Raw genomic sequence first — 14,195 nt, forward strand, 5'->3', positions numbered from 1 at the left:
TATCTGCGTGTCCTATTGAGAGAGGGTTGTGCGGGCACACAGACCCCTCGCCCGTCTCGCTGCTGAGCGGCGAGCCACCCTCTCCCACAAGGGGAGAGGGGAAGATCGCTACGGCTTGCTCGGATCGAACCGCTTTTCCAGGCCCTTCCAGCAATCCGCGTAGTCGTCCTGCAACGTCGCGGAATTCGCGGCGTGCGCGGTGACGCGCTGCGCGTAGCGGGTCTCGAACATGAAGGCCATGGTGCCAGTTAGCTTGACCGGCTTCAGCTCGCCATTACTGGCGTGCTCGAAAGCGTCGCGATCGGGGCCGTGCGGCAGCATGCAATTGTGCAGGCTCATGCCGCCCGGCACGAAACCTTGCGGCTTGGCGTCGTAGACGCCGTAGATCAGGCCCATGAACTCGCTCATGATGTTCATGTGATACCACGGCGGGCGGAAGGTGTTGTCGGCGACCATCCAGCGCTCGGGGAAGATCACGAAGTCGATATTCGCCGTGCCTGGGGTCTCCGACGGCGAGGTCAGCACGGTGAAGATCGAGGGATCGGGATGATCGAAGCCGATCGCGCCGACCGGCGAGAAGCTGCGCAGATCATATTTATACGGCGCATAATTGCCGTGCCAGGCGACGACGTCGATCGGCGAGTGCGGCAACGTCGTCTTGAACAGTGCGCCGCCCCATTTCACGAATAGCTCGGTCGGTGTGTCCTTGTCCTCGTAGTGCGCGACCGGCGTCAGGAAGTCGCGGGCATTGGCGAGGCAGTTGGCGCCGATCGGCCCGCGCTCCGGCAGGGTGAAGGCGCCGCCGTAGTTTTCGCAGAGATAGCCCCGCGCCGGTCCGCTCGGAATCTCCACCCGGAACTTGACGCCGCGCGGGATCACCACGATCTCGCCGGGCTCGGCATCGATCCGACCGAACTCGGTGACGATGCGAAGATTGCCCTGCTGCAGCACGAACATCAGCTCGCCGTCGGCATTGTAGAAGTGCTGGTCCACCATCGACTTGGTGATCAGATAAACATGGGCGGCCATGCCGGCCTGGGTATTGACGTCACCGGCGGTGGTCATGGTCTGCACGCCCTGAAGGAAAGTCATGTCCTCCTTCGGGATCGGCGCCGGATCCCAGCGCAACTGCGCGATCGGCAGATCGTTTTCATGGCACGGTGCCGAGCGCCACAGGCCGCCGTCGGCCTTCTCGAAGCGACCCGAATGTTTCACCGACGGGCGAATACGATAAAGCCATGAGCGCTCGTTGCTGCCGCGCGGCGCCGTGAAGGGAGAGCCGGAGAGCTGCTCGGCATAGAGGCCGTAGGCACAGCGCTGCGGCGAGTTGCGCCCGATCGGCAGCGCGCCCGGCAGCGCCTCGGTCTCAAAACTGTTGCCAAAGCCGGACATGTAGCCCGGCGTGACCTGGGCCGTGCTGCGAATGATCTGATCGGGCGAGGTATTGATGTTCATGATGATCCTCCTCCTTGCAGGGCGGCCCACATCTCCTGGTCGCGCTTGTCGGTCCAGATCACGGGGTCGTCGATTCCCGACGCCTCGTCGAAGGCGCGCGACACGTTGAACGGCAGACAGTGCTCGTAGATCGCGAAGCTCGAAAATTTCGGATCCATGACCTCGCGCGTCGCGGCCATCGATTCCTTCAGCGTGCGGCCCTTGGCGACCGAGATTTCGGCGGCGCCATAGAGCGAGGTGACGAAGTCACGCGTCATCGCGATGGCTTCACGCACCGTGGCAACACCTTTGAGCGCATCGCCGCGGCCCGGCGCGATCGCCTTGGGATTGAAGTTGCGGATTTCGTTCAGCGTCAGCGGCCATTCGCGCAAATGCGCGTCGCCGCAATAGCAGGCCGAATGGTATTCGATCAGGTCGCCGGAGAACATCACCTCGGCATCGGGCACCCAGGCGACGATGTCGCCGGAGGTGTGGCCGGCGCCGAGCTGCATCAGGCGCACCTCGCGCTTGCCGAGATAGATCGACATCTCGCCTTCGAAGGTCAGCGTCGGCCAGGTCAGGCCGGGAATGCTCGATGCGTCCTGAAACAGGCGCGGGAAGCGGCCATACTCGGAATCCCAATCCTGCTGGCCGCGCTCCTCGATCAGGCGATAGGTCTCCTGCGAGGCGACGATGCCCTGCGCCTTGTAGGCGGAGGCACCGAGCACGCGCACGGCGTGATAATGCGACAGCACGACATATTTGATCGGCTTATCGGTGACGGTACGGACGCGCTCGATCACCTTGTTCGCCATCGCCGGCGTCGATTGCGCGTCGAACACCAGGCAGCCGTCGTCGCCGACGATGATCGCGGTGTTCGGATCGCCCTCCGCGGTGAAGGCGTAGAGATCGGTGCCGATCTCCGAGAAGGTAATCTTCTTTTCGGAGAGGTCGCCGGTGGATGCGAAGTTCTTCGCCATCAATTCATCCTTCAAGTCTTCGGGGTTATTGTTGTTGCTGTTGTTGTTGCTGTTGCTGCTGCTGGCCGTCGATCATGCGCCGCCTGGCGAGGAGGATCGCCTCCCGCAGCACGTCGATATCGCCGATGTGATTGGCGAGGATCAGCACCAGCGCCGCGTCGAAATCGGCGCTTTGCTCGTCGGTGAAGCCACGATGCGCCTCCACGATGGCGCGAAAGGCGTCGTCGGGCCGCGCGAAGTTGGAACTGGTCGAGAGCGGCATGCGAATCCTCAATTCAAGCCTTGAGACCGCGACAGCGCGGTCGCAATCGCTTCGCGCGTTGGACGCCGGAAGCGCGCCGCAACGTAGCCGTCCGGCCTGAGTAAGTAGGCTGAGCCTGGTTCCGCATCATAGCGCTTTGCGGTGAGCGCTGCCGGATCTGCGAGCCCGTCCTTCCCGCCGATGCGGATATCCTTCACACCAACCGGCGCCTCAATCGCCGCGCCATTGCTGAATGACAGCAAGGTGAAGTCCGTTCCACCCTTGCGGAACGCGTCCGTCAAATAGGCTTGCTCGCCCGTGGGCGTCGCAACGGGAGCATCGAGCATCGAACAACCCGGGAGCGGACCACCGCGCCACGCATCCGCATCCGGCGATGACAGCGGCGAGTCATAGCTGCACGGCACCGAGAGCCGCCCGCCATTGACCATGCGCTGGCCGAACTCCGTTTCCTTGGCCAGCGACAGCACCGCCTTACGCAGCCGCGCTTCCTGATGCGAGTTCGGTGCCATGAAGTCGGTCGAGCGGGTGGATTCGCGAATGTTCTCGTCGGCAGCCAGGCTGCGCTCGACATGATAGCTCTCGAGCAGGCTCGCGGGTGAAGCGCCGCGCAGCACGCGGTCGAGCTTCCAGGAGAGATTCTCGGCGTCCTCAAGTCCCGAGTTGGCGCCGCGCGCGCCGAAAGGCGACACCTGATGCGCGGAATCGCCTGCAAAGATCACGCGGCCATGGACGAAGCGGTCCATCCGTCGGCACTGGAATTTGTAGAGCGATATCCACTCGAACTCGAACTTGTCGTGGCCGAGCATGCGCGCAATCCGCGGCCGCACGTTCTCGGGCTTCTTCTCGACGATGGGGTCGGCATAGCGATTGAGCTGAAGGTCGATGCGCCAGACATCATCAGGCTGTCGGTGCAACAGCGCCGAACGTCCCGCATGAAACGGCGGATCGAACCAGAACCAGCGCTCCGTCGGGAATTCCGCGGTCATCTTGACGTCGGCGATCAGGAACTGGTCCTCGAACACCTGTCCCGCGAAGTCGGCGCCGACCATCTGCCGCAGCGAAGAGCGCGCGCCGTCGCAGGCGACGACATATTGCGCGTGCAGGCGATAGGCGCCCTCCGGCGTCTCGATTGTCAGCGCAACGGAATCGTTGCGGCGCTCCAGCGCCGTCACCTTGTTGCGCCAGCGCAGGTTGATCTCGGGTAGATCGCCGATGCGGTCGACCAGATAGGCTTCGGCGTAGTACTGCTGGAGATTGATGAAGGCCGGCCGCTTGTGACCGTCCTCCGGCAGCAGATTGAACTGGTAGAGCTGCTGCTCGCCGTGGAAGATGCGGCCGACGCTCCAGACCACGCCCTTGTCGACCATGCGGTCGCCGACGCCGAGCCGGTCCCAATATTCCAGCGACCGTTTCGAGAAGCAGATCGCACGGGAGCCCTCTCCGATACGGTCGGCATCATCCAGAAGGACGACGTGCTGGCCGCGCTGGGCAAGGTCGATCGCAAGCGACAGCCCGACCGGGCCCGCGCCGACGACCACCACGGGATGCTCGGCCGCGCTCTGGCCGGGACGATCCTGATCGGGGTGGCGGCGATAGCCGAACTGGGTTTTGGCCTGATGCGTATTGGCCTTCGCCATGCGCTAACCTCGGCTCTGGTCAGGAGAGGCCTGATCTGCTAATAGTCTCACGTGCAACTATTTTGGACCGGAGCCGGCCGGCCGTCAACTGGAATTCGGAGCGCTCTCCCTTGGCGAGGACATCCAGCGACATCGCGCTGAAGACACGCGAGGCCGATGAGGCCTCAGCGCGGCCAAAAACACGGCTCGACCTATTCAGGTTCGTGCCGTTCCGCCTCAACCGGCTCGCCGCGGAGGTGAGTTCCGCGCTCGCGGTCGAATATCAGGAACGTCACGGCCTCGACATCCCGGCCTGGCGCGTGATCGCGACGCTCGGCTTCCGCAACGATGCCTGCAGCGCGCAGTACGTCGCGCAATGCACCCGCACGCACAAATCCACCATCAGCCGCGCGGTGACCATGTTGCTGCACCAGGGTTTGATCGAGCGCGTCGAGAACGAAGCCGACCGCCGCGAATTCCGCCTGCGACTGACAAGGAAAGGCCGCACGCTCTACGAGGAACTGTTTCCGCAATTGCTGCGGCGGGAAGACGAGATTCTCGCCTGCCTCTCGGCGCAGGAGCGCAAACAGCTATCGACGCTGCTCGGCAAGATCGAACAGAGCCTCGACCTGATCCAGACCAGCGAAGAGGCCGACGCCAAGCAGGCGTATTGATCACTTCGCAAACGATCGCGACGGCGGCAAATGCAGCGCCCAAACATCGACCTTGTCGCTGGCGCGCGGATAGACCTCCGTCACGATCGGATCATGCCCGGGAATGAACCGGTCAGGATGGCCGGCGAGACGCTCGATCGTCTCCCAGCCAACCGCCATGTCGCCGACATTGTAGACGATCGGGAATGGGCTTCGGCGCTGGAGATTGGCGTAATAATGCGCGGCATCCGACGCCAGCACCACCGGTCCGCGGGCGGTCTCAACCTTCACCACCTGCAGGCCGTCCGAATGGCCGCCGACGCGGTGCACGGTGACGCCGGGCGCGACCTCGCCGTCGCCGGAATAGAAATTGACGCGCTCGCCATAGACATGGCGGACCATCTGGGTGACGTGCTCGACCGAGAACGGATGTCGCAGCAGTCCGTTGCACATGCAGCGCCCCGTCGCGTAGGCCATCTCGCGCTCCTGGATATGGAAGCGCGCGTGCGGGAAACGGTCCAGATTGCCGGCGTGGTCGTAATGCAGATGCGTCACGATGATATCGCGAATGCTCGACGCCGCGACACCAAAGCGCTCCAGCGCGTCGACCGGATTGAGCGTCAGCTTGCGCGCCCGCGCGGACGCTTCCTCGGCATTGAAGCCGGTATCGACCAGAATGTCGCGGCCGTTGCCGCGGATCAGCCAGACGAAATAGTCGAGGTCCTGCGCCGCGCTGTCGTGCGGGTCGGGCGCGAGGAAGTTCATATTGGGCGTGCGCGGCGACATCGTCGCATAGCGCAGTGCGTAGATTTCGTAGGCGTTTCCCATGATTTTGATCTTGCTCTTTTGTGGATGCACCTTCAGGGGCGATCGACCGCACCAAGCCATCGTCCACCGCAAAGGTCAAACACCGGAGGTTGCGAAGCAGGCCCGTCCGCAATGTGAGACCAATCACATTGTTGTAGCCACGGCTGCCCTAACGTGCAGCCGCAATGACAACCAGAATGCATCGCGTGCAATCGTGACCGCCCGTTTATTCCCCCCGCAACATGCCCATGCGTCGCGGTCAATTGTCGCGATAGCGCCGAATCCGCAAGCGGTTGACGCCCCCCTTCGCCGGTTTGATAATGCACATTGCGTAAGTTAAGGTCGCCGCGGCGCAAGCTGGAAACGGCGCCTTTTTGGCTGGATCGCGCTAATTATGAAAATTCGCCTGCTTTTCGTTCTGTCCTTGCTCGTGTCGCTCGTCCCGACCGCTCCGTCACTTGCGGCCGGCGATCGCTTTGCGCTGGTCATCGGCAATGCCAAATATCCGGACGCGGACGCTCCCCTGAAGGAACCGCTCAACGACGCGCGCGACGTCGCAGACGAGCTCAAGCGCGACGGCTTTTCCGTCGAGATCGGTGAGAACCTGACCGGCGACGGCATGCGCCGCGCCTTCGACAAGCTCTACGGCAAGATCAAGCCGGGGTCGGTGGCACTGGTGTTCTTCAGCGGCTTCGGCATCCAGTCCGCGCGGCAGAGCTACTTGCTGCCGATCGATGCGCAGATCTGGACCGAATCCGATGTGCGCCGCGACGGCATCAGCCTCGAAACCGTGCTCGGCGAGCTCAACACCCGCGGCGCCGGCGTCAAGATCGCGCTGGTCGACGCCTCCAGGCGCAACCCGTTCGAGCGCCGGTTCCGCAGCTTCTCGGCCGGCCTCACCCCCGTCATCGCGCCGAACGGCACGCTGGTGATGTATTCGGCGGCGCTGGCGTCAGTAGTCTCGGACGCCGGCGGCGAGCACAGCCTGTTCGTCCAGGAACTCCTCAAGGAAATCCGCGTCCCCGACCTGATGGCCGAGGAGACGCTGAACCGCACCAAGATGGGCGTCACCCGTGCCTCGCGGGGCGAGCAGGTGCCGTGGATATCCTCATCACTGGCCGAGGATTTCTCGTTCATTCCAGGGGCCGGCGGGTCGCGCCCGACAATGACCCCGCCACCCCCGCCTCCCGCGCCGCCGGCCGTCGCCAATAACCCGCCGCCGGCTCCGCCCGCACCATCGCCTGTGCCGCCGAAACCGGCCGACACAGTCGCAGCACCGGCTCCGTCACCGAAGCCGCAGGTCGAGGCTGCCTTGCCTCCTGCACCGCCGCCGCCTCCGCCCGTGATTCCGGCCGACCCCGTCACCGCTCCGAGCATGGAGAGCGGGCCGAGTGCGGCCGTCCTGGCCGACGACCCCACCATCAAGGGGCTGACCGCCAAGATCGCGGCCAATCCGGACGACGTGAACGCGCTTTACCGGCGCGGCCAGGTCTATGCCAGCAAGGGCGCCTACAGCTTGGCCATCAAGGATTTTGACGAGACGCTCCGGATCAACCCGAAGGATGTAGAGGCTCTGAACAACCGCTGCTGGACCCGCACCGTGGTCGGCGACCTCCAGGGCGCGCTGAAGGATTGCAACGAGGCCCTGCGGCTGCGACCGAACTTCGTCGACGCGCTGGACAGCCGGGGGCTGGTCAATCTGAAATCGGGGGCGGTCAAGAACGCCATCGCCGATTTCGAGGCAGCCCTGAGGATCAATCCGCGCCTGACCTCCTCGCTGTTCGGACGCGGGATCGCCAAGCAGCGCAACGGCTCGGCCCAGGAAGGTGCACTCGACATCGCCAATGCCAAGGCGATGGACCCGAACATTGTTCAGGAATTCGCAAGCTACGGAGTGCGTTGATATTTTTTTGAATCGAGGCCGGTGTGCCTCGAACCCGCGGCGGCCCCGCGAAGACTAATCGAACGGATGCCGCAGGCCGTCCCTTCGGGGGCTTATTGCGGGGATTTTGGAACGACGCGAGCTGGCTGCGCAGGAGGGACTGGCTATGAGATTGGCTGCAAAGGGACTTACCGCAATCCTGTCCATCATCACCGTTGGCGCCGCGCTGTCGCTGACGATCCCGCCGGCATTCGCGGGCGACGACGGCAACAGCAAGAACGTCACCGAGGACGAGATCGTCCGCGCGCTGGCGCCGCCGCCGAAGAAGCCGCTGACCCGCGGCCTCTCGATCGCTCCGCAGGCCGATCCCGCACCGAGTGCGACGGAGACCAAGCTGATCCAGTCCGTGCGCGGCCGCTCGACAAGGTCGCTTTCATCGACCGAGCGTGAAGAAATCGCGTCGGCGGCCAAGGACAAGCCGAACATCGATCTCGAAATCACGTTCGACTACAACTCGGCCAATATCAGCGCCAAATCGCTTGCCTCGGTCCAGGCGCTCGGCCGCGCGCTGACCAGCCCCGACCTGAAGGGCTCGACCTTCGTGGTCGCCGGACATACTGACGCCGCCGGCGGCGAGAGCTATAATCAGGATCTGTCGGAGCGCCGCGCGGATTCGATCAAGCGCTATTTGGTCGACAAATACAGCATCTCCGCGACCGACCTCGTCACGGTCGGCTATGGCAAGAGCAAGCTGAAGGACCCGGCCCAGCCGATGGCGGAGGTCAACCGTCGCGTGCAGGTCGTCAACATGGAAAACAAGACCACCGCATCGAAGTGAGCACGACGTAATCCTTTGAAGTGACAAGTCGTGATGTGGTGTAAAGTCTCGCTTCCAGCACGCGTCCCGCAGGCTTGCGGGACGCTGCTTTATTTCAGGGAAACGCTCACCATGGGCCGCGCGCGGACGGCCGCGAGCCAGGCCAGGACGATCCGGCAATGAACCTCTCCGAATATCTCAAGCCGGCCGGAACGGTGGTCTTCGTCGTCGTGCTCGGCGTCGGCTATTATCTGTTCGAGCATCGGCACCGCGCCGAGCCCAAGGAAACGCCGAGCGAGGCGCTGGTCATCGTGACCAAGTCGACCAATGCCTGCTTCTCCGACCTGGTCCGGGTGACCGGCTTCTTCGTGCCGCGCCGCGAAGCCGTGGTCGTCGCCGACCAGGAGGGATCCAGGGTCACCGACCTCTTCGTCACCGAGGGCACCCTCGTCACCGACAATCAGGAGCTGGCGCGCCTGACCGCACCGCCCCAGATCCCGGGCCAGCCGCAGCGGCCCGGCCCGCAAGGACCGGTCTCGCTGAAAGCCCCTGCGCCGGGCCTCGTCACCGAGGTCCGCACCATCGTCGGCGCACCGGCCTCGCCACAGGCCGGCCCGATGTTCCGTATCGCCGTCAACAACGAGATCGAGCTGGACGCGCAGGTCCCGGCGGTGCACATGGCCAAGCTCAGCTCCGGCGCGACCGTGCGCATCAGCCGCGACGACGCGCCCGATTTGATCGGGCGGGTCAGGCTGGTCGCGCCCGAAATCGATCGCGCCACCCAGCTCGGCCGCGTGCGCATCAGCGTCACCAACAATCCCTCGCTGAAAGTCGGCGTGTTCGCCCGCGCCTCGATCGACGCCAAGCGAAGCTGCGGCGTCGCGGTTCCCAAGACCGCGATCGACCATCTCACCGTGCAGGTCGTCAAGAGCAACATTGTCGAGACGCGCAAGGTACGGGTCGGGCTGTCATCGGACAGCGCGACGGAAATCCTGGAAGGCCTCAACGTCGGCGAGATCGTCGTCGCCGACGCCGGCTCTTCGCTGCATGACGGCGACCAGATCAAGACCATGTTCGCCGATGAACTCGATCGCACGCGGGTACGCTGATGGCTCTCAATATCTCGGCATGGTCGATTCGCAATCCGCTGCCGTCGGTGGTTTTTTCCATCATCCTCCTGATCCTCGGCTGGGTGTCCTTCACCAAGCTCGCGGTGACGCGGCTACCCTCGGCCGACATTCCCGTGATCTCGGTCGCGGTATCGCAGTTCGGCGCGGCACCCGCCGAGCTCGAATCCCAGGTCACCAAGACGGTTGAAGACGCCGTCTCCGGTGTCGAAGGCGTCAGGCACATCACCTCGCAGATCACCGACGGCCTGTCGGTGACGACGATCCAGTTCGCGCTGGAAACCAACACCGACCGCGCGCTCAACGACGTCAAGGACGCGGTGACGCGCGTGCGCTCCAACCTGCCGCAGAACGTCACCGAGCCGCTGATCCAGCGCGTCGACGTCATCGGCCTGCCGATCGTCACCTACGCCGCGATCTCGCCCGGCAAGACGCCGGAGCAGCTCTCCTATTTCGTCGACGACGTGGTCAAGCGCGCGCTGCAGGGCGTGCGCGGCGTCGCCCAGGTCGAGCGCATCGGCGGTGTCGAGCGCGAGATCCTGGTCTCGCTCGATCCCGACCGCCTGCAGTCGATGGGGTTGACGGCCGTCAATGTCAGCCAGAGCCTGCGCGGTACCAATGTCGACGTCGCCGGCGGTCGCGCCGAGATCGGCAAGAACGACCAGGCGATCCGCACCCTCGCCGGCGCCAAGACGCTGAGCGACCTCGCCGGCACCATGATTCCGCTGTTCGGCGGCGGCGAGGTCCGGCTCGACGATCTCGGCACCGTCACCGACACCATCGCCGACCGCCGTACCTTCGCCCGCTTCAACGGCGAGCCCATCGTCGCGCTCGGCATCAAACGCTCCAAGGGTGCCAGCGACGTGAAGGTCGCCGAGGCCGTGCAGAAGCGCATCGACACGCTCAAGGCCACCTATCCCGACGTCGACCTGAAGGTGATCGACACCTCGGTCGAATATACCAACGGCAATTACCACGCGGCGATCTCGACCCTGTTCGAGGGCGCCATCCTCGCCGTCGTCATCGTGCTGTTGTTCCTGCGCGACCTGCGCGCCACCATCATCGCCGCGATCTCGCTGCCGTTGTCGATCTTCCCGGCATTCTGGGCGATGGACCTGCTCGGCTTCTCGCTCAACCTCGTCAGCTTTCTCGCCATCACGCTGTCGACGGGTATTCTGGTCGACGACGCCATTGTCGAGATCGAGAACATCGTCAGGCACATGAACATGGGCAAGTCGCCCTATCGTGCCGCCCTGGAAGCCGCCGACGAGATCGGCCTCGCGGTGATCGCGATCTCGCTGACGATCATTGCGATCTTCGCACCCGCGAGCTTCATGTCGGGCATCGCCGGACAGTTCTTCAAGCAGTTCGGCATCACCGTCTCGGTACAGGTGTTCTTCTCGCTGCTCGCGGCGCGCTTTGTCACGCCGGTGCTCGCCGCCTACTTCCTCAAACATGGCAATCACCAAGAGCCGCCGCCCGGCCGCGTGCTGCGGTCCTATCACAGGATCGTGGGCTGGTCGGTGAAGCACTATTTCATCACGGTGCTGGCCGGCTTCGGCGTCTTCGCCGCCTCGATCTGGAGCATCACGCTGCTGCCGCAGGGTTTCCTGCCGGCGCAGGACAGCTCGCGCTCGCTGGTTGCCCTCGAGCTGCCGCCGGGCACGCAGCTCGCCTACACCGAAAAGGTCACCGAAGACATCGTGGCGCGCCTGCGCAAGCGGCCCGAGGTGAAGAGCATCTTCGTCGATGGCGGCCGCGTTCCACCAGGGACCCAGGAAGTCCGGCGCGCCGCCTTGATCATCAACTACACGCCCAAGGACAGCCGCGATATCACGCAGCGCGAGCTCGAATTCTCGATCAGCCAGGAACTGGAGAACATTCCGGACATCCGCTTCTGGTTCCTCGACGAGAACGGCCTGCGCGCCATCTCGCTGGTCGTGACCGGCGCGGACGCCAACATCGTCAACAACGTCGCCAGCGAACTCGCGACGCAGATGAAGCGGATTCCCACCATCTCCAACGTGATCTCGGAAACCACGCTGGAGCGGCCCGAGCTGCGCGTCGAACCGCGCGCCGATCTCGCCGCACGGCTCGGCGTCTCGACCGAAAGCCTGTCGCAGACCATCCGCGTCGCCACCATCGGCGACGTCGGCCCCGCGCTCGCCAAGTTCGACGTCGGCGACCGTCTGGTGCCGATCCGCGTGCAGCTCGAGGATGCCGCGCGCGGCAATCTGAAGACGCTCGAACAGTTGCGCGTGCCACTCGGCGAACACGGCGAGAAGGGCGGCGTGCCGCTCTCCGTCATCGCCGACGTCAAGCTCGACCAGGGTCCGACCAGCATCAACCGTTACGATCGCGAGCGACAGGCGACCGTCGCGGCCGATCTCGTCGGCTCCGCCGCGCTCGGCGACGCCACCAAGAAGATCTACGACCTGCCGGTCATGAAGAGCCGGCCGAAGGGCGTGAAGGTCTCCCCCTCCGGCGACGCCGAAAGCCTGAACGAACTATCCGAAGGCTTTGCCACCGCGATCACGGCGGGCCTGATGATGGTCTACGCCGTGCTGGTGCTGCTGTTCGGCACCTTCCTGCAGCCGATCACCATTCTGTTCTCGCTGCCGCTCTCGATCGGCGGCGCGATCGCGGCCCTGCTGATCACCGGCAAGCAGCTCACGACACCGGTGTGGATCGGCATCCTAATGCTGATGGGCATCGTCACCAAGAATGCGATCATGCTGGTGGAATTCGCCATCGAGTCCATTCACGCCGGCACACCGCGCGAAGAAGCCATGATCGACGCAGGCATGAAACGCGCACGCCCGATCGTGATGACCACGATCGCAATGGCCGCGGGCATGATGCCAAGCGCGCTCGCGGTCGGCGCGGGCGGCGAATTCCGCTCGCCGATGGCGCTCGCGGTGATCGGCGGCCTGATCTTCTCGACCATCCTGTCACTGGTGTTCGTGCCCGCGATGTTCATGGTGATGGACGATCTCGGCGCCCTGATCTGGCGCTTCGGCAAGCGGCTGGTCGTGCACAGCGAAGATGCGGAGGGCGCAAGTCACCACGGAGCTGCGCCGGCGGAAGCGATGCAGCGGCCGAAAAACATCGTGCATCCTGCGGCGGAGTAGCTATTGCCTTCAGATCTCGGGCTCGACATCGGTAAGTGAAGTGCTATCTTTCGGGAATGAACCTCATAAGCCGAACGCTTGAGATCGACGCCGACACTGATGCCCGTCTCCGGGAGATCGCGTCCGAGCGGGGAAAGGACATCGCAACGGTTCTCGCAGAGGCCGTCGCATTGCTCGATTCAGTGATCGACGTTTCCAGTCCAGATCTCGCAGAGGACCGCAGTCGTTACGACGACTTCAAGCGCACCGGCCTGGCTGTCCCACTCGACGACGTTAAAGCGTGGGTGGCAAGCTGGGACTCGGCAGACGAGCTGCCCCGTCCCCAGCCGCGCAAGGTGAAATGATCCACCTTTCGCCAGCCGCGGTCGAAGACATCGAGCGGCTGCGAACACTCCTCGATACTGTTAATCTTGGCGCCGCGAAACGCGCCTTGGCCTCGATCTGGAAGGCAATCGATCGGCTGCCGGAATTGCCGGCGCTGGGCAAACCGACTGAGGATGCCGTCATCCGCCAAATCATCATCCGCTTCGGCTCGTCAGGTTACATCGTGCGATATGTCATCGCTCCCGAGACAGGCGATATTCTCATTACGAGAATCTGGCATGGCCGTGAGGCACGGACCTGACGCCCCTACTCGTTCCGCGCGATCGCCGTCAGCTTGGTCATGTTCCGCAGCAGGATGCGGCCGCGCTGGAGATCGAGGATCGCTTCCTTGCGCCAGGCCTGAAGCTGGCGGTTGACGCTCTCGCGGGCGGCGCCGACGAAGACGCCGAGTTGCTCCTGCGAGATGTGCACCTCCGAGCCGAAATCGGCGGCGAGCGCGCAGAGGCGCCGCGCGAGGCGAACCGGCAGCGGCTGGAGCATGGACTCTTCCATGCGCTCGCTCTGCCAGCGGATGCGCTGGCACAGCAGCGCGATGATCTTGATCCCGACTTTCGGCTCGCGTTCGAGGAAAGCCAGAAAGTCTTCGCGCCGCAGCACGAACAACTCGCTGGCTTCGCCCGCGGTGGCGTCCGCAGTGCGGCTCTGGCCGTCCAGCACCGCAACCTCTCCGAACAGGTCGCCCGGCCCCATGAAGTTCAGCGTCAGGCGGCTGCCGTCGGAGGCGCCGGTCTCGATACGGACCTGGCCTCGGCGCACGCCGAACAGCGCATCGCCCGCGTCGCCCTTCTGGAACAGCACCTCGCCGTTCCCCAGATGCTGGGTGTGGCAGAGATTCGCCAGCCGCTGGAGCTCGTCTGCGCCGAGATCGGCGAACATCGCATTCATCTTGAGGATGACCGCAAATTCGGCCTGCTTGCTCATTTCAATGTCCTTGTGAATTTCGTTGGCAAATCGCTTGGAACCATCAACATCAGGATCGCGTAAAACCGCGCCGGGGAAGTGTGCCATAAGTCACATAACTTTGCAGCACCCCCAGACTATTTTTCCGTGCTTGGAGCCGCTTCCCGTCCCGGGATAAACTCAGGCGCAAAGGACGCGCGCA

13 protein-coding genes are annotated in these 14,195 nt (G+C 64.2%); 7 read left to right on the forward strand and 6 right to left on the reverse strand.

Annotation, left to right across the window (positions count from 1 at the left end; genetic code table 11):
• Nucleotides 1-108: 108 nt before the first annotated feature.
• Genes hmgA through AC0L3A_RS17060 form a run of 4 tightly spaced genes read right to left on the reverse strand, consistent with a single transcriptional unit; the run spans nucleotide 109 to nucleotide 4,313 of the window.
• A complete protein-coding gene (gene hmgA / locus AC0L3A_RS17045; protein WP_007599045.1) occupies nucleotides 109-1,455 on the reverse strand; it encodes a homogentisate 1,2-dioxygenase in 1,347 nt (448 codons plus the stop codon).
• Nucleotides 1,452-2,414, reverse strand: coding sequence for an MBL fold metallo-hydrolase (locus AC0L3A_RS17050; protein ID WP_007599044.1), 963 nt, complete (start codon nucleotides 2,412-2,414; stop codon nucleotides 1,452-1,454). Before AC0L3A_RS17050 ends, hmgA begins: the two co-directional genes overlap by 4 nt.
• Nucleotides 2,415-2,439: 25 nt before the next feature.
• Nucleotides 2,440-2,676, reverse strand: coding sequence for a DUF2783 domain-containing protein (locus AC0L3A_RS17055; protein WP_007599042.1), 237 nt, complete (start codon nucleotides 2,674-2,676; stop codon nucleotides 2,440-2,442).
• Nucleotides 2,677-2,684: 8 nt separating this feature from the next.
• Complete coding sequence (locus tag AC0L3A_RS17060) at nucleotides 2,685-4,313, reverse strand: FAD-dependent oxidoreductase (RefSeq protein ID WP_007599040.1); 1,629 nt, start codon at nucleotides 4,311-4,313, stop codon at nucleotides 2,685-2,687.
• A gap of 110 nt (nucleotides 4,314-4,423) precedes the next feature.
• Here AC0L3A_RS17060 and AC0L3A_RS17065 point away from each other — a divergent pair, with 110 nt between their 5' ends.
• On the forward strand, nucleotides 4,424-4,966 hold the full coding sequence (locus tag AC0L3A_RS17065) for a MarR family winged helix-turn-helix transcriptional regulator (protein ID WP_007599039.1): 543 nt from the start codon (nucleotides 4,424-4,426) through the stop codon (nucleotides 4,964-4,966).
• On the opposite strand, the gene AC0L3A_RS17070 is transcribed toward AC0L3A_RS17065, so the two are convergent.
• Nucleotides 4,967-5,773: an N-acyl homoserine lactonase family protein gene (locus tag AC0L3A_RS17070; RefSeq protein ID WP_473254818.1), complete on the reverse strand. Its 807-nt coding sequence runs from the start codon at nucleotides 5,771-5,773 to the stop codon at nucleotides 4,967-4,969.
• Between the two features lie 373 nt (nucleotides 5,774-6,146).
• Here AC0L3A_RS17070 and AC0L3A_RS17075 point away from each other — a divergent pair, with 373 nt between their 5' ends.
• From AC0L3A_RS17075 to AC0L3A_RS17100, 6 genes are all read left to right on the forward strand, one after another.
• The gene (locus tag AC0L3A_RS17075; RefSeq protein ID WP_007599037.1) at nucleotides 6,147-7,655 is read left to right on the forward strand and encodes a caspase family protein; all 1,509 of its coding nucleotides are present in this window, start codon (nucleotides 6,147-6,149) and stop codon (nucleotides 7,653-7,655) included.
• A 145-nt stretch (nucleotides 7,656-7,800) separates the two neighbouring features.
• Nucleotides 7,801-8,472: an OmpA family protein gene (locus AC0L3A_RS17080; protein ID WP_007599036.1), complete on the forward strand. Its 672-nt coding sequence runs from the start codon at nucleotides 7,801-7,803 to the stop codon at nucleotides 8,470-8,472.
• 158 nt (nucleotides 8,473-8,630) lie between these two features.
• The gene (locus AC0L3A_RS17085) at nucleotides 8,631-9,560 is read left to right on the forward strand and encodes an efflux RND transporter periplasmic adaptor subunit (protein WP_007599035.1); all 930 of its coding nucleotides are present in this window, start codon (nucleotides 8,631-8,633) and stop codon (nucleotides 9,558-9,560) included.
• Nucleotides 9,560-12,709, forward strand: coding sequence for an efflux RND transporter permease subunit (locus AC0L3A_RS17090; protein ID WP_007599034.1), 3,150 nt, complete (start codon nucleotides 9,560-9,562; stop codon nucleotides 12,707-12,709). The genes AC0L3A_RS17085 and AC0L3A_RS17090 overlap by 1 nt, the downstream gene beginning before the upstream one ends.
• Nucleotides 12,710-12,744: 35 nt before the next feature.
• Nucleotides 12,745-13,053 (forward strand): hypothetical protein, encoded by a 309-nt coding sequence (locus AC0L3A_RS17095; RefSeq protein ID WP_245285962.1) that lies wholly within the window; start codon nucleotides 12,745-12,747, stop codon nucleotides 13,051-13,053.
• A complete protein-coding gene (locus AC0L3A_RS17100) occupies nucleotides 12,990-13,334 on the forward strand; it encodes a type II toxin-antitoxin system RelE/ParE family toxin (protein WP_198288261.1) in 345 nt (114 codons plus the stop codon). The genes AC0L3A_RS17095 and AC0L3A_RS17100 overlap by 64 nt, the downstream gene beginning before the upstream one ends.
• A gap of 5 nt (nucleotides 13,335-13,339) precedes the next feature.
• On the opposite strand, the gene AC0L3A_RS17105 is transcribed toward AC0L3A_RS17100, so the two are convergent.
• A complete protein-coding gene (locus tag AC0L3A_RS17105; protein WP_007599026.1) occupies nucleotides 13,340-14,014 on the reverse strand; it encodes a Crp/Fnr family transcriptional regulator in 675 nt (224 codons plus the stop codon).
• Nucleotides 14,015-14,195 lie beyond the last annotated feature (181 nt).

It is taken from the genome of Bradyrhizobium sp. MI1.3 (assembly GCF_055811695.1).